The sequence below is a fragment of the Winslowiella sp. 2C04 genome, from assembly GCF_050037805.1.
Lineage (GTDB): Bacteria > Pseudomonadota > Gammaproteobacteria > Enterobacterales > Enterobacteriaceae > Erwinia > Erwinia toletana_A.
This window is the reverse complement of record NZ_CP188300.1, coordinates 2,054,899-2,075,982: the sequence shown is the minus strand read 5'-3', so window position 1 is coordinate 2,075,982 and position 21,084 is coordinate 2,054,899. Positions and strand designations below refer to the sequence as shown.

Here is a 21,084-nt window from a genome sequence, read left to right as displayed (position 1 = left end):
CTATTACCCAAGTTCATCGTAAGTTTAAAGCTAATGGCTGAGCCTGTCGTCAGCCGATCTGAGTTTATTATTACTTCGTTTATTATTCAGTAGATAACATAAGTCTTAATCTGCCACCCGCGCCCCAAACCTGACACTGCCAGGCATCACATCGCTGAGTAATTTGATTAAGATGCGTGCTGCCGAGCGTTCCCAGCGGTACGCCGTTATTGAGCTGAATTTGATGAGTGTTGATGTTGAGCGTGGCATTCAGCCCGGCAGAAACCAGAATCAGATTTTTTAAACCCTGATGGTAATATCCGACTAATAACGGAAACTGACCGGTAAGATTGGCTTGCCGTAATAACAGGTTAACCTGCTTCAACAACCCGCTTAATTCTGGCAGTCGCTGACCCTGACCGGATAACTGCTCCTGCAGTAAACCATTGAACAGCGCCCGTAATAACAGCGCCGCCAGCACGCCGTTATCACCGGCGCGGGTGACGTCCAGACAGTAGAATGCGAGGTCTTTTTCGGAAAGCGCTGCGATATCCAGCACCAGTCCCGGCTGCTCAGCCATCGTTAACTGGCGATAATTAATACGGCAGTTGGCAATCACCTGCTGTACCGGGGGCTGCAACTGCTTAAGCAATTTTGCCGCCGCTGAAGGATCGCGCACCAGGGCATCCCAGTCCTGAAAAAGCTGCTCATCCTCCTCAACTTTTGAGGTGAACATCGACGGATAGAGGCACTCATAAACCGCCTCGCGCAATCGCTCAAGATCTTTGATCGGCTTTAACAATACATCCTGCACCCCAAGACGCAGCACGTGGGCAATGTCCGACATATTTTCGGTTGCCGAGATTATCAGAATCGGTAACTGATTACCGCGCGCGCGCAGATGTTCCACCAGCTTAATGCCATTCATTCGCGGCATATCCAAATCGCAAATCATCAAATCTGGTGACACGCGCTGTAGCGCATCAACGGCTTCCAGACCATCGGTGGCCGAGAAGATAGTTGCACCCAATGCCTGAAGGAAATTTTCCAGCAGGGTACGGAAAACCACCTCATCTTCTACGATGAGTATTTGTTTCCCGTTTAATGGTTTTTCCATTGTTCCCCCTTGTGCGCCAGATAATTAAATAGTGGTTCATAAAACGCACTTATGCCTGTCAGAATTGCCTGAAGTAACATGTGTGCCTGACCAGCCTCAATTATCTGTTCCGAACAAGCGGTAAAAGCTCATCCATTTTTTTTTCGACGGCCTCTTTGCCAGCAGCAATCGCTTCATCTGCACGATGGAAGTCCAGCGTTGATATCTGCGGGCAAAAAGGTTGAATAAGTACATCCGGCGGATCGCCAGCCATACGAGTAAGTTTAATCCGGTTTTCCAGCACCTGAATAGAGGTGCTCATAATCTCCATCGCCCCAGGGCTATGGTTGATCCGTCGCTGGGCCATTTTAGACAGTTGCTGACGGAGCTTTCCACCCCAGCTGGTCGCCTGTTCATATTGCTGCTCCTCAGATTGGGGTGTGACTGACAGTAAGTCCTGTTGCATCAGGTGGGCATCATGCTGTAAGTCGACGGCGATAACTATATCAGCCCCCAACGCGCGGGTCAGTGAAATCGGCACCGGATTCACCACCGCCCCATCGACCAGCCAGTAACCGTTATAACCAACAGGAGCCAGCAGGCCTGGCATACTGCAGGATGCGCGTACTGCCCGATGTAGATCGCCCTCCGTCAGCCATAGCTCACGGCCGGTACTGAGGTTGGTCGTCACCGCGCCAAAACGCAGCTTACACTGCTCGATATTTTCATGTTCCACTACCCGGCGAACATGATTAAACACCCGATCCCCACGTAATAAACCACCGCGACGCCATGAAAAATCCATCAGCCGGAGCACATCCCAGTAGCTGAATGAGCGCACCCATTTTTCCATCATCGGCAGCCGTTCACTGGCATAGGCAGCACCAACCAGTGCGCCAACCGAACAGCCTGCCACGATGTCGACCTGAATGCCTGCGCGTTGCAGGGCATTAATCACGCCGATATGGGCCCATCCTTTGGCAGCGCCAGAACCCAGCGCCAGTCCAATTTTAACCTGTCTCATTCAACCTCTGGTGATAACTTAACGTGCAAATGGCTAACCGACTGCCGCTCGGTTAACATAACGCCTGTTTTAATTTATACCTGTTATCTGACAACCCGGAGTTCATGTGTCTGAAAAGTGCCCGTGCTGTAGCGGAATGCAGTATAGCCTATGTTGCGAGCCATGGCTGAGTGGGTCGGCAATTCCGTCCACCCCTGAAAAATTAATGCGCTCGCGTTATACCGCCTATGTTAAACAGGATGCCGCTTATCTTGCTGCCACCTGGCACAGTAGTTGTCGACAAGCACAATTGCAAAGTGTACTTGAGGAAAGTTTTGCCAGCACCGAGTGGCTTAGTCTGAATGTAATCGCTCAGGAGACAGGAAGCCATGATAATGAAGCTTTCGTGACTTTTTTTGCGCGTTTCCTCGACAATCAGCGTGTTGCGGCCATTCATGAACGCTCGCGCTTTATTCGGGAGGATCATCGCTGGTACTATATCGACGGTACCACTCCACAGGTGGGACGAAACGATCGTTGCCCGTGCGGCGGTGAAAAAAAATACAAAAAATGTTGCGGCCAATAGAATTATTGCCGTTTAGATTTGATGTTTGATAAACGAACAAACGCTTCGACAGGATCCATAAACAAATGCAAGCGCAAACACTGCAACGAAAAGTTTTACGGACTATTTGCCCGGATGCCAAAGGGCTGATCGCTAAAATCACCAACATTTGTTACAAGCACGAACTGAACATCGTGCAGAACAACGAATTTGTTGATCACCGCACCGGGCGTTTCTTTATGCGCACCGAGCTGGAAGGAATTTTCAACGACAACACGCTGCTGGCCGATCTCGACAGCGCGCTGCCGCAAGGCTCGGTGCGCGAACTGGGTGCGGCAGGCCGTCGTCGGGTGGTCATTCTGGTGACCAAAGAGGCCCACTGCCTTGGCGATCTGCTGATGAAAAGCACTTACGGTGGTCTGGACGTTGAAATTGCGGCGGTGATTGGCAACCATGAAACCCTGCGCACGCTGGTGGAGCGTTTTGATATTCCGTTTGTTCTGGTCAGCCATGAAGGCATGACGCGTGAACAGCACGATAACAACATGGCGACAGAAATTGATCGCTATCAGCCTGATTACGTGGTGCTGGCTAAATATATGCGCGTGCTGACACCCGCATTTGTGCAACGCTACCCGAATCAAATCATCAATATTCACCACTCGTTCCTGCCGGCATTTATTGGTGCTCGTCCTTACCATCAGGCTTATGAACGCGGCGTAAAGATTATTGGCGCCACGGCGCATTACGTGAACGATAATCTTGATGAAGGCCCGATCATCATGCAGGACGTGATTCACGTCGACCACAATTACACCGCAGAAGATATGATGCGCGCCGGGCGTGATGTGGAAAAAAACGTGCTGAGCCGCGCGCTGGATAAAGTGCTGGCGCAGCGCGTATTTGTTTACGGCAACCGCACTATCATCCTGTAATCGATCACCGGTAGCGCTGTTTTGCTGGGTAATTCAGCGCTACGGGTAAAAAAACGGCAAACGATAAACTTTCCTTTATCCAGTACTTTACAGCCACGCTTCATTTGATATGATGCGCCCCGCTTACCAGCATAGTAGCCAGGCCAGTGGTGGGGTTCCCGAGCGGCCAAAGGGAGCAGACTGTAAATCTGCCGTCATCGACTTCGAAGGTTCGAATCCTTCCCCCACCACCATCTGCTGACGCCACGTCAGTTTGATTATCCTGCTATAACGGTAAGACGCTTCCCCTGGTGGGGTTCCCGAGCGGCCAAAGGGAGCAGACTGTAAATCTGCCGTCATCGACTTCGAAGGTTCGAATCCTTCCCCCACCACCATTTCAGCGTTACTCCCTGTTTTCTCGCATGACTCTATTGCAACGATACCCGGTAACACCGCGACAAACGGTGACAGCCACGGTTAAATTCTGCTACCATCCGGCCATCTTTTTCCTCGCGAAATGGCAACTGAAATGAAATTCGTTTCCTTTAATATCAATGGGCTGCGCGCCCGCCCACATCAGCTTGCAGCGATTATCGAGCAGCATCAACCCGACGTTATTGGTTTGCAGGAAACCAAAGTTCACGATGATATGTTCCCGCTGGAAGAGGTCAGTAAACTTGGCTATCACGTCTTCTATCACGGCCAGAAAGGCCATTATGGCGTGGCACTGCTGACCAAAGAGCAACCGATTTCCGTGCGCCGTGGCTTTCCGGGCGATGACGAAGAGTCACAGCGCCGGTTGATCATGGCGGAGCTGGCAACGCCGATCGGCAATCTGACGGTGATTAACGGTTACTTCCCGCAGGGAGAAAGCCGCGACCATCCGACCAAATTCCCGGCCAAAGATAAGTTCTATCGCGATCTGCAGGATTATCTTGAGCAGAGCCTGCAGCCGCAGAATCCGGTGGTAATCATGGGCGATATGAATATCAGTTCCAGCGATCTGGATATCGGCATCGGCGAAGAGAACCGTAAGCGCTGGCTGCGCACCGGCAAGTGCTCGTTCCTGCCGGAAGAGCGCGAATGGATGGATCGCCTGATGAACTGGGGCCTGGTGGATACCTGGCGGGCACAAAACCCCGAGCTGAATGACCGTTTCTCGTGGTTTGACTACCGCTCGAAAGGATTTGATGATAATCGCGGTCTGCGTATCGATTTGGTGCTGGCGAGCAAACCCCTGGCAGAGCGCTGCGTCGCCACCGGCATCGATTACGATATCCGCAGCATGGAAAAACCTTCTGACCATGCGCCAATCTGGGCAGAATTCCGCCTCTGACAGCCCTCCCGCTGAGCGCCAGAGGCGGTCAGCGGGAATGTCCTGATGCTGTGATTAGCCGGCGGCCTTGGCTTTCGTCTTTTTACGCGGCGGCTTTTTACTGCTGCTCGCAGCGGGCAATCCGCGAAATGCATGGGCGGCTGGCTGCTGACGCGCCTGATGAATCAGGCTGTACAACGTCTCCACCAGCGGATGCATAAAGTCCTGATAACGACACTGCTTTTCACTGATTTTAGTCAGCGTGGATTCCCACTGTGCTGTCATATCCGGCCGCGCCGCCATCTCCGGCAGTGAGTGAATCAGCGCACGCCCCGCCTCACTCGAGTGAATATAGCGCCCTTTTTTGTACAGGAAAGTGCGGCGGAACAGTAATTCGATGATACCGGCACGCGTCGCTTCAGTCCCCAGGCCGTCGGTAGCACGCAATATCTTCTTCAGATCTTTATCCTGCACAAAGCGTGCAATTCCGGTCATTGCCGACAACAAGGTGGCATCGGTAAACGGGCGCGGCGGCTGCGTCTGCTTCTCCACCACTTCACCGCGTTCACACAGCAGCTCATCATCCTTTTTTACCACCGGCAGCGGCGTACCGTCGTTCTCTTCGTCACGCTCTTTACTGCCAAGCAGCGCACGCCAGCCCGCTTCGGCAAGGAAACGTGCTTTAGCCACAAATTTACCGCCAGCAATATCGAGATCAATTACGCATTTGCGATAAACCGCATCCGGGCAAAACTGCATCAGATACTGGCGGGCAACCAGCCCATAAATATTGGCTTCGTTTTCACTCAGGCGCGTCTGGCTGCTGCGCGCGGTGGGAATGATTGCGTGGTGAGCGTCGACCTTTTTATCGTCCCAGCAGCGATTTTTTCTGTCAGTATCGAAATCCGCTGGCGGGGTTAAATCCGGCTGATGCACGCTGATGGCGTTGAGTACCGCATGGCGACCCGCGAAATGCTCATCCGGCAAATAGCGGCTGTCAGAACGCGGATAGGTGATCAGCTTATGGGTTTCATACAGTCGCTGACAGGTATCGAGCACCGTTTGCGCGCTCAGGCCGAAGCGGCGCGCAGCCTCAATCTGTAAACTGGAAAGTGAGAACGGCAGCGGCGCCGTATCATTTTCACGCTTGTCATTATACTGGGTGACAATCGCGGGCTGTCCGCCGATACGCGCTACCACATGCTCCGCTAATTGCCGATGCAGCAAACGCCCCTCTTCGTCCTGGTAAGGCTCACAGGAGTCGCTCGGTTGCCACAGGGCGACAAAGCGCTCATCTTTTGGCGTCACGATATGCGCTTTGACTTCAAAGAAATCTTTGGCGACGAAGTTTTCAATCTCTTCATCACGGCGCACCACCAGTCCAAGCACCGGTGTCTGCACCCTGCCCACCGACAGCACGCCATCGTAACCGGCGTTACGCCCCAGCAGGGTGTATGCTCGCGTCATATTGATGCCGTACAACCAGTCTGCACGCGCCCGCGCCAGTGCAGAAACGCACAGCGGAATAAATTCACGGTTTTCGCGCAGGCGGCTGACCGCCCGCTCTACCGCTTGCGGGTTAAGATCGTTTATCAGGCAACGCTGCACTTTCTCGCGCTTTTCGGCAGGCAGTGCCAGATAATCCAGCACTTCATCCACCAGCAACTGCCCTTCACGATCCGGGTCACCGGCATGGATGACTTCGCTGGCTTTCGCCAGCAGGCCTTTAATCACATTAAGCTGTTTGGCAACGGAAGGACGTGGCTGCAACTGCCACTTGTCCGGCACAATCGGCAGATCGGCCAGCGACCAGCGCGCATAGCGGCTGTTGTAGCTGTCGGGCTGTGCCTGCTCCAGCAGGTGACCAACACACCAGGTGACCACCTGATCGTTACCACAGGCGATAAAGCCATCGCCACGACGATGGGGTTTCGGCAGCACATCGGCTATCGCCCTCGCCAGACTCGGTTTTTCGGCAATAAACAGGCGCATTATTTCGCTTTAACCTTTTGCTTCACGGTTTCATCTCAGTCAATGCATGTTTGCTGCACATCCGTAGCCGCTCGTCAGCCAGGTATTCCATTAGGTTTACTCCATCGTCGCATTACCGCCGCTATGTTAGCGTGTTCAGCCAACGGTGATAAGCCCGTCTTCACCGTTGGTGGTTTATTCGCTCATTAAGCCGACGAAAACAGGGTTGCTGACAACCCTGCATGCTGCGGTGGAAAAAGTCACTCAGAAATAACTGACAAAGGGTGCGGTGTCAGGAGGAAGAACCGTGGTGGAAGATTTCAGCTGCGGGGTGCCAAGATAGAGGAAGCCGACAATCGCATCCTGCTCACGGCAGTGGAAAGCGTCGCGCACCGCAGCATGTTCGGTCCAGGCACCACTACGCCAGATACCATTGAATCCCTGCGCCGCCGCGGCCATCTGCATCGCCATTACTGCACAGCCAGCAGAAACCAGTTGTTCCCAGCGCGGTACTTTTGGATGGTCTTCGCAATGGGCCACCACCGTGATGATCATCGGCGCACGGAACGGCGCCTGCTGCGCTTTATCAATCGCTTTTTGCTCCATATGATCATGGCGCGCCGCTTGCTCCAGCAGTGCACTGAAACGATCGCGCCCTTCATTTTCAATCACGATAAAACGCCACGGCTGCAGCGTACCGTGGTCAGGCGCGCGCATACCGGCGCGCAGAATATTTTCCAGCGCTTCACCGGCCGGAGCGGGCTCGGCCAGGCGTGATGCAGAACGACGATTGACCAATAAATCCAGTGCATCCATGAATGCCTCCTGATAATGAGTTGCATTTACTTTTGCCAGCAAACTAACACAGGCTGACCTTTTGTTACAGCATAGTGCTTTTTCCTGCTGACAATTGGGCTGGCGCTCTTTAGGATGAGCTCATCCTCCGGGAGCTAAGGCTTCCGGGCTATTACTCTGCGAATATGGAGATGACATGCGCACTTTGTGGCGAATTATCGCTGGTATTTTTAAATGGACATGGCGAGTAATGAACTTTATGCGTGAGTTCATTCTTAACCTGTTCCTGATTTTTTTGATCCTTATTTGCGTTGGCATTTATTTCCAGATCAACAGCGCCAACGCGCCAGCTGAAGTGCCGCGCGGCGCATTAAAAGTCGATCTAACCGGCGTAGTGGTGGATCAGCCTTCGGTCAGTAACCGACTGAGCAAAATTGGCCGCCAGCTACTGGGTGCCAGCAGCGACCGGCTGAAAGAGAATTCACTGTTCGACGTAGTAAACGCCATTCGTCAGGCAAAAGATGATAACAACATTACCGGTATGGTTCTGGAACTGCGCGATTTCGCCGGTGCCGACCAGCCTTCTCTGCACTATATCGGCAAAGCACTGCGTGAATTCCGCGACAGTGGCAAACCGATTTATGCCACTGGCGACAGCTACAGCCAGGCGCAATATTATCTCGCCAGCTTTGCCAATAAAGTCTGGCTCTCCTCGCAGGGTAATGTAGATCTGCACGGTTTCGCCACTAACAGCCTCTACTATAAGACGCTGCTGGAGAAGCTGAAGGTTACCTCGCATGTCTTCCGCGTCGGCACCTATAAGTCGGCGGTAGAACCGTTCCTGCGCGACGATATGTCCCCTGCCGCGCGCGATGCCGACAGCCGCTGGATCGGTGAACTGTGGAATAACTACCTTGAGACCATTGCGGCCAACCGTCAGCTTACGACACAACAGCTGTTCCCCGGTGCGCAAGGCGTGCTGGATGGCCTGCAGAAAGTTGGCGGCGATACTGCACAGTATGCCAAAGACAACAAACTGGTCGATGAACTGGCATCACGCGCGCTGGTTGATCAGCAGCTGGTGAAAATCTTCGGCCTGAATAAACAGGATAATCAATACAATAACATCAGTATCTATGATTATCCGTTAAACGATAACAGCAATCAGAATGGCAATATCGCGGTAATAGTGGCAAATGGCGCGATTATGGATGGAGAAGAAACGCCGGGTCAGGTCGGTGGCGATACCACCGCGAAGCAGATTCGCGATGCGCGTCTGGATGCAAAAATCAAAGCGATTATTCTGCGCGTTAACAGTCCTGGCGGCAGCGTGTCAGCGTCGGAAGTGATCCGCGAAGAGCTGGCCGCCGCACGTGAAGCCGGTAAGCCGGTAGTGGTGTCGATGGGTGGCATGGCCGCTTCCGGTGGCTACTGGATCTCAACGCCTGCCAACTATATTATCGCCAGCCCAAGTACGCTGACCGGCTCTATCGGCATCTTTGGCGTTATCAATACCGTGGAAAACTCGCTGGGCGCGATTGGCGTGCATACCGACGGCGTGGCCACCTCCCCACTGGCCGATGTTGCCTTAACGAAGGCGCTGCCGCCGGAAGTTCAGCAGTTGATGCAGTTGACTATCGAAAACGGCTATAAGAATTTCATCGACCTGGTAGCGAAGTCCCGCCATAAAACCCCTGAGCAGATCGATCAGATCGCGCAAGGCCACGTCTGGACCGGTAGCGATGCTAAAGCGAATGGTCTGGTCGATGAACTGGGTGACTTCGATGATGCGGTCGCAAAAGCCGCCGAACTGGCGAAGCTGAAAGATTATCAGCTGATCTGGTCACAAGATCAGCCGACGCTGTTTGATGCGCTGCTGAGCCAGTTCGACGTCTCTGTTCGCGCCTCGTTGCCTGGCATGCTGAAAGCCTGGCTGCCAGCGCCAATGGCTGATGTGGTGGCAGACTTGAAAAAACAGCCTGGGCTGTTCGATGAGATGAACGATCCGCAAAACCGTTACGCACTTTGCCTGACCTGCGGCGACGTACGTTAATCTCTCTGTTACGGGGGCATTAATCGCTCCCGTATTCCGTTTCTGAGACCCCCGCCAGTGCAGCGGCATTTTCGCCGTTGCACTGAAGTAATATACTGTTGTCCTTTATGGCAAGTTGTTGAGTCCGTTTATAATGCAAAAAAAATCAATTTATGTAGCCTACACCGGTGGCACCATCGGTATGCAACGCTCTGAGCACGGCTACATTCCGGTTTCCGGCCATCTGCAAACTCAGCTGGCGAACATGCCTGAGTTTCACCGCCCGGAAATGCCTGACTTTACCATCCATGAATATCAGCCGCTGATGGACTCTTCCGATATGACGCCGGAAGACTGGCAATCGATTGCGGACGACATTCAGAAAAATTACCATTCCTATGACGGCTTCGTTATTTTGCATGGCACAGATACGATGGCATTCACCGCCTCAGCACTGTCATTTATGCTGGAAAATCTGGCGAAGCCGGTCATTGTGACAGGGTCACAGATTCCGCTGGCAGAACTGCGATCTGATGGCCAGCAAAACTTGCTGAACGCGTTGTTTGTTGCCGCTAATTATCCGATTAATGAAGTGACGCTATTTTTTAATAACACCCTGTTTCGCGGCAACCGCACTACCAAAGCACATGCCGATGGCTTTAATGCCTTCGATTCGCCTAACCTGGCACCGCTGCTGGAAGCCGGCATTCATATTCGTCGCCTGAATACCCCATCCACCCCGCAAGGTGAAGGTGAATTAATTGTTCATCCGACTTCACCGCAGCCGATTGGCGTCGTTACCATCTATCCGGGAATTTCCGCCGAAGTAGTGCGTAACTTCCTGCGTCAGCCGGTAAAAGCGCTGATTCTGCGCTCCTACGGCGTCGGTAATGCGCCACAAAATGCTGAATTCATCAACGAACTGAAAGATGCGGCGGCACGCGGTATTGTGGTGGTCAACCTGACGCAATGCATGTCCGGAAAGGTGAATATGGGCGGCTACGCCACCGGCAATGCGCTGGCTCACGCCGGCGTGATTAGCGGCTTCGATCTGACGGTGGAAGCGGCACTGACCAAACTGCACTTTCTGCTGAGCCAGAACTTCTCCACTGACGAAGTGCGTCAGCTGATGCAGAGCAATCTGCGCGGTGAACTTACCCCAAACTGAAACAACTAAGGATGCCTGATGAAACGCGCTTTACTGCTGATCGATTTGCAAAATGATTTCTGCCCTGGCGGCGCGCTGGCGGTCAATGACGGTGATGCCACTATCGCCGTGGCGAACCAGCTGGCGGCAGCGTTTTATCAGTGTGGCGAAGCGGTTGTCGCCTCACAGGACTGGCATCCTGCCAACCACGGTAGTTTTGCTTCAGTAGCGGGTCAGCCGCAGCATACCGTTGGTGAGCTTAACGGCCTGCAGCAAATCTGGTGGCCGGATCACTGTATCCAGCACAGCCACGGCGCACAGTTTCATGCGGCGCTCGACACGTCGGTGATTGAGGCGGTGTTTTATAAAGGCCAGGACGCCTTAACGGACAGCTACAGCGCCTTTTTCGATAACGGTCACCGGTGCAAAACCGAACTGGATAACTGGCTGAAAAGCCGCGGCATCACCTCACTGGTGATCCTCGGGCTGGCCACTGACTACTGTGTTAAATTCAGCGTGCTGGATGCGCTGACGCTCGGTTATCAGGTCGAGGTGGTACGCGCAGGCTGTCGCGGCGTTAATCTGGCGGCAGAAGACAGTGACCATGCGCTGGCAGAAATGGCCGCCGCGGGTGCCATTATCAGTTAAATCAACGGGCTGAATAAATCAGCCCGCTGTCAGCTTTACTGCAGAGTGATTCGCGTGGTGTCAGGGCTGATACCAAACTCTTCTTTCAACTGCTGCTTGGTTTTGGTGACGATCTGTCCATCCGGTCCGATGCTCATATGCTGCGGCTGGTGGTTATTCTTCGCCTGCCACAGCAGCACCAGTTGCAGGCAGTTCTCTTTCTGCTCCGCAGTCAGCGCCACGCCATCTGCCCACTTACCCAGTTCAACGGCAGTTACCAGCCGCTGGTAAACGTCTGGCGTCATCGCCGCAATCATCTCATTCAGGTCTTTTTGCATCAGCTCACCCTTTGGTTTGCTTGCCGTCATCATCGGTAAAACTCAGTGAGGCAGAATTAACACAGTAGCGCTCGCCGCTGGGTTGCGGGCCATCCGGAAACACATGACCGAGGTGCGAATCGCAGCTGCCGCAACGAATTTCGATGCGCTGCATACCGTGTGAGTTATCTTCGATATAACGGATCGCCTCATCGCTGTAGGGCTGATAAAAGCTTGGCCAGCCACAGCCGGAGTCATATTTGGTTTCGGAGAGAAACAGCGGTGCGCTGCATACCAGACAGTGATAAATGCCATCACTTTTGTTATGCAACAGCGCGCCGGAGAACGGCGGTTCAGTACCCCGCTGTTGCGTCACATAGCGCTGCATTTCGTTCAGCTCGGTTTCGGGTGTAAGTCTGGTCAAATCTTTAGCCATAATGATAGTCTCTGGCAGTGTTATTCTGGAAAAATCAGCTAGTATTCTAACAAACACTTAACAAGTACAGGTGAATTTTTCGTGCCTCTGCCCGTCACAATTCAAGCTGCACTAAAAATTGTGATACGGATCACCCTTTGGCACTGTCACCCCTTTATATTCGGGCTGTCAGCCCCAATGTGTAACGTTATCTGTCGTCACGGAGTGTGTTTTAAGATGAATAATTCCTGCTCGAAGGATTGATTTGTCGCAACAATTGACACGATTCCGCTTGACGCCTGGTAAGGTTTTTGTAATTTTACAGCCAACCTTTTATTCACTAACAACGAGCTGGTGGAATATATGACTATCAAAGTAGGTATCAACGGTTTTGGCCGCATCGGTCGCATTGTTTTCCGTGCTGCTCAGGAACGTTCTGACGTTGAAATCGTTGCAATCAACGATCTGTTAGACGCAGAGTACATGGCTTACATGCTGAAATATGACTCAACTCACGGCCGTTTCAAAGGCACCGTGGAAGTCAAAGACGGCCATCTGGTTGTTAACGGCAAAACCATCCGTGTTACCGCTGAGCGCGATCCGGCTAATCTGAAGTGGAACGAAGCAGGTGTTGATGTTGTTGCTGAAGCAACTGGTATCTTCCTGACCGACGAAACTGCTCGTAAACACATCGAAGCTGGCGCGAAAAAAGTTGTGCTGACTGGTCCTTCTAAAGATGACACCCCAATGTTCGTAATGGGCGTGAACCATGCTTCTTATGCTGGCCAGGATATCGTTTCTAACGCATCTTGTACCACTAACTGCCTGGCACCGCTGGCTAAAGTAATCAACGACAAATTTGGTATCGTTGAAGCACTGATGACCACCGTTCACGCGACTACCGCAACGCAGAAAACCGTTGACGGCCCGTCTCACAAAGACTGGCGCGGCGGCCGCGGCGCATCTCAAAACATCATCCCTTCTTCTACTGGCGCAGCTAAAGCAGTAGGTAAAGTGATTCCTGAGCTGAACGGCAAACTGACCGGCATGGCGTTCCGTGTTCCAACGCCTAACGTTTCTGTAGTTGACCTGACTGCACGTCTGGCTAAGCCTGCTTCTTACAAAGAAATTTGTGAAGCAATCAAAGCCGCGGCTGAAGGCGAAATGAAAGGCGTTCTGGGCTACACCGAAGATGAAGTGGTTTCTACCGATTTCAACGGCGAAACCCTGACTTCCATCTTTGATGCGAAGGCTGGTATTGCTCTGAGCGACACTTTTGTGAAACTGGTTTCCTGGTACGATAACGAAACTGGTTACTCAAACAAAGTACTGGATCTGGTTGCTCACATCGCTAAAAAATAAGCGATGCTGAAAAGCTGATTACAGAGGGCGACTACGGTCGCCCTTTTTTATCGTCAGTATCTGCATAAAATAGGGTTCATCATGAACGAGAAACTCTTTTCGCTTCCGGTTATTAACCAAATCACGCCTTATCTTTCCCAACGCCAGATTGGCGACCTGCCGGTGATTGTGATCAGTCATCCGAAGGTGCGTGCCGCCGTAACCTTGCAGGGCGCACAACTGATTGCCTGGCAACCGAGCGGTGAGAAGCCAGTGATCTGGCTGAGCGATAAAACCCCGTTTACTGCCGGCAAAGCGATTCGCGGCGGAGTGCCAATCTGCTGGCCGTGGTTTGGCCCGGCCGGTGAACCCGCGCACGGTTTTGCACGTAATCTCCCGTGGACGCTGTCTGCCCATGACGAGAATGAAAACAGCGCGATGCTGACGCTGGTGCTGGAAAGCAACGAGCAGACGAAAAAGCTCTGGCCGCATGATTTCACCCTGTTTGCCCGCTTCCGCTTCGGCGAACGCTGTGAGATTGAGCTGGAGGCTCACGGTGATTATCAGGCCACTGCCGCGCTGCACAGCTACTTTGCCGTCGCGGATATCGCCGACGTTGAAGTCAGCGGGCTGGGTAACAGCTTTATCGATAAGGTGGCTGACGGCGTGAGCGGACATGCTGACAACGGTAAACAGCGCTATGCCGGCCGCGTTGACCGCATTTATAACCAGCCTGAAGATTGCAGCGTGATAGCCGACAAAGCAGGCGATCGCTTTATTGAAGTGTACCATCACTATCATAGTGACGTTGTCACGTGGAATCCGGGTGCAGAACTTTCCTGCAGCATGGCCGATATGGCTAATGACGGTTATAAAAAGTTTGTTTGCGTCGAGACTGCCCATATCAGCAAGCCGATGAAGAGTGCCTGTGAGCAACCTGCGCGCCTTGCCACCACCCTGCGGGTGCGAAAAAAGAGTTGATGATTCAGGGGCGACTCACCGTCGCCTTATTACCTTACACCACGTCGAGCGGCATTTTTACTGCTGGCGGCGGGAATTGCAGATTAATCGCGGCCAGATCCTCGCGGGTCAGCGTCACCTCTGACGCCGCAGCATTTTCCCGAACGTGAGCCACCGAACTGGCTTTTGGAATCGCCATCACCCCGTCATTGCGGATAACCCATGCCAGCAGCAACTGAGCGACACTGATGCGCTTTTGTTGTGCAATGTCATTCAGGATTGGATTATCCATTAGCGCGTGACGTAAGCGGCCGGCTTGTGCCAGCGGACAATATGCCATCACCGGCATCTGACGCTGCTGACACTCGGGTAACAAGTCATATTCAATACCACGCGATGCCAGATGATACAGTACCTGGTTCGTTACACAGGCTTCTCCGCCCGGCTCTTACCACAGCTCATGCATATCTTCGCTGTCAAAATTGGATACGCCCCAGTGGCGAATTTTGCCCTGCCGCTGCAAATTTTCCATCGCGCGTAGCGTCTCTTCCAGCGGAATATTACCGCGCCAGTGCAGCAAATAGAGATCGAGATAATCCGTTTTCAGACGGCGCAGGCTGCGCTCACAGGCTTCTGCTGCATCAATTTCGCCCGCATTCCACGGATAGACCTTGGAGACCAGCCAGGCGGTATCACGCCGTCCAGCTAATGCCTCCCCCACTACCTGCTCGGCACCGCCATCAGCATACATCTCGGCGGTATCAATCAGCGTCAGGCCACATTCCAGCCCGGCCTGTAACGCTGCGACCTCTTGCTGACGCTGATGCGGGTCTTCACCCATATACCAGCTGCCCTGGCCGATGGCCGGTAAAGTAATGGCATCGGAAAAAGTCACTGTACGCCGCATAACATCCTCCCTGCACCAATAACGAGCACTCAAAAAGTGCAAAGGGGCGCAAAGCGCCCCAGTGTAGTGCATGATTTTTAGTTAAAAGGTATAGCTAAGACCGGTCCAGACCAGCGCCTGAGAATTGGTATCAACCATTGGGCTGTCTTTAATGTCATCGCCCAGGCGGGTATAGCGACCGACCAGGTTAGCACGCCAGTTCTGATTGATTTTGTAATCAAAGCTCAGCTCAACGTATGGGCTCCAGCTGTCATCGGCATCATAACGATCGATTCCGCTACGTGCAGATTCGCCGCTGGACACACCGTAATAGTACTGGTTCTGATTCGAGCTGTTCCACAGTGCACCAATACCCGGAGTGACGCGCAGGTCGCCAAACTGGAACGGATAGAGATAGGTGAGATCCCAGATAATACCGTTGCTGTTGTTCAGCACATCGCCCACCAGCGTGGTACGAACCGTACCCCAGTCGGCGGTGTGACGATAAGCAACACCGGCCATCAGCGTCATGCGGCGTTTGTTCAGCTCTTTCATATCGCCGTCATCGACGTCATCCGGATCAAAGTTTTGAGGTGAGCCAAGCACGGTCAATGACAGCTGATCCTGCTGGTCTTTCCACAGATAGTAACCGGCCTGCAGACTACGGAAATAGAAGCTTTCTCCTTCGTAGTTAATGATCGGCACCGGATAGTAACGGTCCTGACCACTGCGGTAAGGGCTTTCAGAGTAGAGTACCGACGCTCCCAGGGTCAGTGGCGCAGCTGACGCGGAGAAAGCCGTAAAACAACAAGGTAAAAGAACAGCAAGCGCGCTAACTTTGAAATGGTTCACAATTTATTCGTTCCATAAATATAACAATCAGGTCTCTAAGTGTAACCATTGTGTGAGCCGCTGTTGAGAAATTTACATATTTAGCAGCACTCAGAATCAATTTAATCCGCCAGAAGTGCTTAAAGATTGATATCGCTTATTTACAAATTGCCCTGAGGCCGCATCAGACGAGGGGTTTCGCTTAGAAGATTTGTGACTTTGTTATTGAAATCTCATCAAAAATGGCATGCGGCTGAGGAAATTTTTTTCAATGCCATCTACAGTGAACATAAGGCTTAAGTTTGTGCGGGAAAAGTAACCACAATAATTATGTACGCCGATAAAAAAAGTCAGGTTGGCATAAGGGTTGCTGTACTCAGTAAAGAATATTTTCCGGGAGCAACCAGTTCTTCTATTACGCTCCTTTTACCTGTGCTAAAAACGAAAGGACGGGCATCGCTATGAATATATTCGATCACTATCGTCAGCGCTATGAAGCTGCCAAGGACGAAGAGTTCACACTGCAGGAATTTCTTGTCACCTGTAAGCAAGATCGCAGTGCATACGCCAACGCGGCAGAAAGACTATTAATGGCTATCGGTGAGCCGGTAATGGTAGATACTGCTCTTGAGCCACGCCTTTCCCGCCTGTTTTCCAATCGTGTCGTCGCACGTTATCCGGCGTTCGAAGAGTTCTATGGGATGGAGGAAGCGATTGAACAGATCGTCTCTTATCTGAAACATGCTGCGCAAGGGCTGGAAGAGAAGAAACAGATTCTCTACCTGCTGGGCCCGGTAGGTGGCGGTAAATCATCTCTGGCCGAGCGGTTAAAATCGCTGATGCAGCGCGTGCCTATCTATGTGCTGAGCGCAGACGGCGAACGCAGCCCGGTCAACGATCACCCGCTGTGTCTGTTTAATCCGCAGGAAGACGCCAATATTCTGGAGAAAGAGTATGGCGTGCCGCGTCGTTATCTTGGCACCATTATGTCGCCATGGGCGGCAAAACGGCTGCACGATTTCGGCGGTGATATCACCCGCTTTAAAGTGGTAAAAGTCTGGCCATCAATTCTTGAGCAGCTGGCAATTGCTAAAACCGAGCCGGGTGATGAGAACAACCAGGATATTTCAGCGCTGGTTGGTAAAGTGGATATCCGTAAACTGGAAAACCATGCGCAAAACGATCCTGATGCTTATGGCTACTCCGGCGCGCTATGCCGTGCTAACCAGGGCATCATGGAATTCGTCGAGATGTTCAAGGCGCCGATCAAAGTGCTGCATCCGTTACTGACCGCCACGCAGGAAGGTAACTACAACGGTACCGAAGGCATCTCTGCCCTGCCGTTTAACGGTATTATCCTGGCGCACTCCAACGAATCCGAGTGGGTACAGTTCCGCAACAATAAAAATAATGAGGCGTTCCTTGACCGTGTTTATATTGTCAAAGTGCCTTACTGCCTGCGGGTCTCTGAAGAGATCAAAATTTATCAGAAGTTACTGAACCACAGTGAGCTGACCCATGCTCCTTGCGCACCAGGCACGCTGGAAACCCTCTCGCGTTTCTCGATCCTGTCGCGTTTGAAAGAGCCAGAAAACTCCAGTACTTACTCAAAAATGCGCGTCTATGATGGCGAAAGTCTGAAAGATACCGATCCAAAAGCCAAGTCGTATCAGGAATATCGTGATTACGCCGGGGTTGATGAGGGGATGAATGGCCTGTCGACACGTTTCGCCTTTAAGATCCTGTCGCGGGTGTTTAACTTTGACCACGCCGAAGTGGCGGCTAACCCGGTGCATCTGTTTTACGTACTGGAGCAGCAGATTGAGCGCGAGCAGTTCCCGCAGGATCAGGCGGAGAAATACCTTGAGCATCTGAAAGGCTATCTGATTCCTAAGTACGCTGAATTTATCGGTAAAGAGATACAGACCGCCTATCTCGAGTCTTACTCAGAGTACGGGCAGAATATTTTTGATCGTTACGTTACCTATGCTGACTTCTGGATTCAGGATCAGGAGTATCGCGACCCGGATACCGGTCAGCTGTTCGATCGCGAATCACTGAACGCGGAGCTGGAAAAAATTGAGAAGCCTGCCGGTATCAGTAACCCGAAAGACTTCCGTAACGAAATCGTCAACTTTGTGCTGCGCGCCCGGGCGCATAATAACGGCCGGAATCCAAACTGGACCAGCTACGAGAAACTGCGCACGGTTATTGAGAAGAAAATGTTCTCTAATACCGAGGAGCTGTTACCGGTTATTTCCTTTAACGCCAAGACATCCACGGATGAACAGAAGAAGCACGATGACTTCGTCGACCGTATGATGGAAAAAGGTTATACCCGTAAGCAGGTGCGCCTGCTGTGCGAATGGTATCTGCGGGTGCGTAAATCGTCTTAACCTGACTGTCATGTGAGCTCAGAACACGCAAGGATGTGAAATCGGAAAGGTCGGGTTCGCCCGACCTGCTTGCAAAGTTGTTTGGGGGACCTATGGCCTATTTTATCGATCGGCGACTTAACGGCAAAAATAAGAGCGCGGTGAATCGTCAGCGCTTCTTACGTCGTTACAAGTCGCAAATCAAGCAGTCGATCTCCGAGGCCATCAATAAGCGTTCGGTTACCGACGTTGAAAGTGGTGAATCGGTTTCTATTCCGGTGGATGACATCAACGAACCGATTTTCCATCAGGGACGCGGCGGTCATCGCCATCGCGTTCATCCCGGTAACGACCATTTTGTGCAGAATGACCGCGTTGAGCGTCCACAAGGTGGCGGCGGAGGTTCCGGCAGCGGCCAGGGTAATGCCAGCCAGGACGGTGAAGGTCAGGATGAGTTTGTTTTTCAGATTTCGAAAGATGAATATCTTGACCTGTTATTTGAAGATCTTGCCCTGCCAAACCTGCGAAAAAATCAGCATCGTCAGCTGAATGAATACAAAACTCATCGTGCCGGTTACACCGCCAACGGCGTGCCGGCAAATATCAGCGTCGTACGCTCGTTGCAAAATTCGCTGGCGCGACGCACGGCTATGACCGCCGGAAAACGCCGGATGCTCGGTGAACTGGAAACAGCGCTGGCAGACGTTGAAAAAGCGGAACCTGTCCAGTTACTGGAAGAGGAACGGCTGCGTAAAGAGATTGCCGAGCTGCGCGCGCGTATCGCCAGAGTGCCGTTTATTGACACCTTTGACCTGCGCTACAAAAACTTTGAGAAGCGTCCTGAGCCGTCCAGCCAGGCCGTAATGTTTTGTCTGATGGATGTTTCCGGTTCGATGGATCAGGCGACCAAAGATATGGCCAAGCGTTTTTACATTCTGCTCTATCTGTTCCTGAGCCGGACGTATAAAAATGTCGAAGTGGTCTATATCCGCCATCATACCCAGGCGAAAGAAGTCGACGAGCAGGAGTTCTTCTATTCGCAGGAGACCGGTGGCACCATCGTTTCCAGCGCGCTGAAACTGATGGATGAGGTGGTGAAAGAGCGTTATGACCCAACGCAGTGGAATATCTACGCTGCGCAGGCGTCCGATGGCGATAACTGGGCAGATGATTCGCCGCTGTGCCATGAAATTCTGGCGAAGAATATTCTGCCGGTGGTGCGCTACTATACCTACATTGAAATCACCCGCCGGGCGCATCAGACGCTATGGCGTGAATACGAGCATTTGCAAGCCCAGTTCGGCAATTTTGCCATCCAGCATATCCGTGAGCCGGAAGATATTTATCCGGTATTTCGTGAGCTGTTTCACAAACAGGCTGAAGAGAGTTACTGACTGGCAGATTCAGGCACCGGCATTCTCACCGCCGGTGCCTGAGTCTGCATCCCCGCCGAAGGGAAGCCTAAAGCGGCTTCCCTGTTTTCCATCTATCCGACAAACTCAGAAAGCGTATTTCAGGCCAACTGTCGTCATAAAATTATAGTTTTCTATACCGCTGGCATTCGTAATGCTTTCGCTGATCCCCTCTGCGGAATTGTTAATGCTTGTATTGCCTTTCTTATTTGTAATACGGTTCCAGACCCCTTCTACATAAACCTTTGCGTTGGGGGTCAGATAATATCCGGCGTTCGCAGCAACAGAATAATAATTCTGGTTATTAACCTGCGACTTAAAGGTAGTGCCGGTATTATAGTGCTCATCATTGTCAGATGAGCGCACCCATCCACTGTATTTAACAGCACCGCCGAATTCGTAACGCTCATAGCGATAGACACCGACAAGGCCAATATACGGCATTTTAAAGCGCTGCTTATAGCCGATTACCGTTGCACCGGCCGGGAAATCCCCAATATCCGGTAATCCCGTGTCCTCGTCTGTATAATTATAGGAACCGCCGGTAGAGTTAAAGCTGTAACGGCTCTCCTGATAACCCGCCATTACGCCAAGACGATAAGTCGGTTTGTTTAACAGCCATCCTTTAACGTTGAGATCGAACTGATTGGCATAGTTTAAGCGCGTATTCGGATGCTTACTTTGATCCGTCCAGCCGTCCTGATTTTCATCTACCCAGTCAGTGTCATCCATGTAACCACCGCGGCTGGCAATAGTGGTCCAGCCTGAAGCGCCGACCGACACCCACGGCATTACATCCCAGTCCAGCGAGCCTTTAAAAATTGCCGCATTATTGTATTTCCAGTTAAGCTGGCTTACCTTGCGACCCCCTTCATCGGGTTCATAAACACGTTCTTTAGTTTTACCACTCAGCGTGCCTAAACCTATTTCCCCACTCACGTTGCCTGGCGTAAAAATATCCTTAGCACTGTCAGCTACCGCAGCAAAGGCCACCGGCGCGGAAAGCGTCACAACCAAAAGCTTGTATCGCATCATCCCACTCTCTTTATTAATAGATTGTTAATTATTCGCTACTTTATCTTCGAAACAAGATAACGCGTCAA

The 21,084-nt window shown here is 52.1% G+C and carries 18 protein-coding genes, 2 tRNA genes and 1 pseudogene; 12 read left to right on the top strand and 9 right to left on the bottom strand.

What is annotated here, in order from left to right; translation table 11 throughout:
* Window positions 1-82: 82 nt before the first annotated feature.
* Window positions 83-1,096 (bottom strand): two-component system response regulator RssB, encoded by a 1,014-nt coding sequence (gene rssB, locus ACP3TC_RS09290; protein ID WP_313852213.1) that lies wholly within the window; start codon window positions 1,094-1,096, stop codon window positions 83-85.
* Window positions 1,097-1,196: 100 nt separating this feature from the next.
* Entirely contained in the window at window positions 1,197-2,099 is a 903-nt protein-coding gene (gene rssA / locus ACP3TC_RS09285) for a patatin-like phospholipase RssA (RefSeq protein ID WP_313852214.1), read from the bottom strand.
* Window positions 2,100-2,205: 106 nt separating this feature from the next.
* Between rssA and ACP3TC_RS09280 the strand changes: the two genes are divergently transcribed.
* From ACP3TC_RS09280 to xthA, 5 genes are all read left to right on the top strand, one after another.
* Window positions 2,206-2,664, top strand: coding sequence for a YchJ family protein (locus ACP3TC_RS09280; protein ID WP_313852215.1), 459 nt, complete (start codon window positions 2,206-2,208; stop codon window positions 2,662-2,664).
* Window positions 2,665-2,729: 65 nt separating this feature from the next.
* Entirely contained in the window at window positions 2,730-3,578 is an 849-nt protein-coding gene (gene purU / locus ACP3TC_RS09275; RefSeq protein ID WP_052900153.1) for a formyltetrahydrofolate deformylase, read from the top strand.
* A gap of 148 nt (window positions 3,579-3,726) precedes the next feature.
* Window positions 3,727-3,811 (top strand) — tRNA-Tyr (locus tag ACP3TC_RS09270).
* A gap of 56 nt (window positions 3,812-3,867) precedes the next feature.
* Window positions 3,868-3,952, top strand: a tRNA-Tyr gene (locus ACP3TC_RS09265).
* 134 nt (window positions 3,953-4,086) lie between these two features.
* Entirely contained in the window at window positions 4,087-4,893 is an 807-nt protein-coding gene (xthA, locus tag ACP3TC_RS09260; RefSeq protein WP_426818070.1) for an exodeoxyribonuclease III, read from the top strand.
* 54 nt (window positions 4,894-4,947) lie between these two features.
* Here xthA and ACP3TC_RS09255 read toward each other — a convergent pair whose 3' ends face one another.
* Together ACP3TC_RS09255 and ACP3TC_RS09250 are read right to left on the bottom strand one after the other, a co-directional pair.
* The gene (locus ACP3TC_RS09255; protein ID WP_313852218.1) at window positions 4,948-6,864 is read right to left on the bottom strand and encodes a DNA topoisomerase III; all 1,917 of its coding nucleotides are present in this window, start codon (window positions 6,862-6,864) and stop codon (window positions 4,948-4,950) included.
* A gap of 243 nt (window positions 6,865-7,107) precedes the next feature.
* Window positions 7,108-7,659, bottom strand: coding sequence for an NAD(P)H nitroreductase (locus ACP3TC_RS09250; RefSeq protein WP_313852219.1), 552 nt, complete (start codon window positions 7,657-7,659; stop codon window positions 7,108-7,110).
* 175 nt (window positions 7,660-7,834) lie between these two features.
* Here ACP3TC_RS09250 and sppA point away from each other — a divergent pair, with 175 nt between their 5' ends.
* From sppA to pncA, 3 genes are all read left to right on the top strand, one after another.
* Window positions 7,835-9,691, top strand: a complete 1,857-nt coding sequence (sppA, locus tag ACP3TC_RS09245) for a signal peptide peptidase SppA (RefSeq protein WP_313852220.1) — start codon at window positions 7,835-7,837, stop codon at window positions 9,689-9,691.
* A 133-nt stretch (window positions 9,692-9,824) separates the two neighbouring features.
* Window positions 9,825-10,838, top strand: a complete 1,014-nt coding sequence (gene ansA, locus ACP3TC_RS09240) for an asparaginase (protein ID WP_313852221.1) — start codon at window positions 9,825-9,827, stop codon at window positions 10,836-10,838.
* 18 nt (window positions 10,839-10,856) lie between these two features.
* The gene (pncA, locus tag ACP3TC_RS09235) at window positions 10,857-11,465 is read left to right on the top strand and encodes a bifunctional nicotinamidase/pyrazinamidase (RefSeq protein ID WP_426818069.1); all 609 of its coding nucleotides are present in this window, start codon (window positions 10,857-10,859) and stop codon (window positions 11,463-11,465) included.
* Between the two features lie 35 nt (window positions 11,466-11,500).
* Here pncA and ACP3TC_RS09230 read toward each other — a convergent pair whose 3' ends face one another.
* The gene (locus ACP3TC_RS09230; protein ID WP_313852223.1) at window positions 11,501-11,782 is read right to left on the bottom strand and encodes a YeaC family protein; all 282 of its coding nucleotides are present in this window, start codon (window positions 11,780-11,782) and stop codon (window positions 11,501-11,503) included.
* A 4-nt stretch (window positions 11,783-11,786) separates the two neighbouring features.
* Window positions 11,787-12,197 carry a peptide-methionine (R)-S-oxide reductase MsrB gene (gene msrB / locus ACP3TC_RS09225; RefSeq protein WP_426818068.1) on the bottom strand — a complete coding sequence of 137 codons (411 nt, stop codon included), beginning with the start codon at window positions 12,195-12,197 and terminating at the stop codon, window positions 11,787-11,789.
* A 342-nt stretch (window positions 12,198-12,539) separates the two neighbouring features.
* Here msrB and gapA point away from each other — a divergent pair, with 342 nt between their 5' ends.
* Together gapA and ACP3TC_RS09215 are read left to right on the top strand one after the other, a co-directional pair.
* Window positions 12,540-13,538: a glyceraldehyde-3-phosphate dehydrogenase gene (gapA, locus tag ACP3TC_RS09220; RefSeq protein ID WP_313852225.1), complete on the top strand. Its 999-nt coding sequence runs from the start codon at window positions 12,540-12,542 to the stop codon at window positions 13,536-13,538.
* Window positions 13,539-13,619: 81 nt separating this feature from the next.
* A complete protein-coding gene (locus ACP3TC_RS09215; RefSeq protein ID WP_313852226.1) occupies window positions 13,620-14,498 on the top strand; it encodes a D-hexose-6-phosphate mutarotase in 879 nt (292 codons plus the stop codon).
* Window positions 14,499-14,532: 34 nt separating this feature from the next.
* On the opposite strand, the pseudogene ACP3TC_RS09210 reads toward ACP3TC_RS09215, so the two are convergent.
* Window positions 14,533-15,384, bottom strand: a pseudogene (locus tag ACP3TC_RS09210) (aldo/keto reductase).
* A gap of 81 nt (window positions 15,385-15,465) precedes the next feature.
* Window positions 15,466-16,215: a MipA/OmpV family protein gene (locus tag ACP3TC_RS09205; protein WP_313852229.1), complete on the bottom strand. Its 750-nt coding sequence runs from the start codon at window positions 16,213-16,215 to the stop codon at window positions 15,466-15,468.
* A 440-nt stretch (window positions 16,216-16,655) separates the two neighbouring features.
* On the opposite strand from ACP3TC_RS09205, the gene yeaG reads away from it, so the two are divergent.
* Window positions 16,656-18,590: a protein kinase YeaG gene (yeaG, locus tag ACP3TC_RS09200; protein ID WP_313852230.1), complete on the top strand. Its 1,935-nt coding sequence runs from the start codon at window positions 16,656-16,658 to the stop codon at window positions 18,588-18,590.
* Between the two features lie 92 nt (window positions 18,591-18,682).
* Window positions 18,683-19,963 carry a YeaH/YhbH family protein gene (locus tag ACP3TC_RS09195; RefSeq protein WP_313852231.1) on the top strand — a complete coding sequence of 427 codons (1,281 nt, stop codon included), beginning with the start codon at window positions 18,683-18,685 and terminating at the stop codon, window positions 19,961-19,963.
* A gap of 105 nt (window positions 19,964-20,068) precedes the next feature.
* Here ACP3TC_RS09195 and ACP3TC_RS09190 read toward each other — a convergent pair whose 3' ends face one another.
* The gene (locus tag ACP3TC_RS09190) at window positions 20,069-21,013 is read right to left on the bottom strand and encodes an omptin family outer membrane protease (protein ID WP_426818260.1); all 945 of its coding nucleotides are present in this window, start codon (window positions 21,011-21,013) and stop codon (window positions 20,069-20,071) included.
* Between the last annotated feature and the right edge of the window lie 71 nt (window positions 21,014-21,084).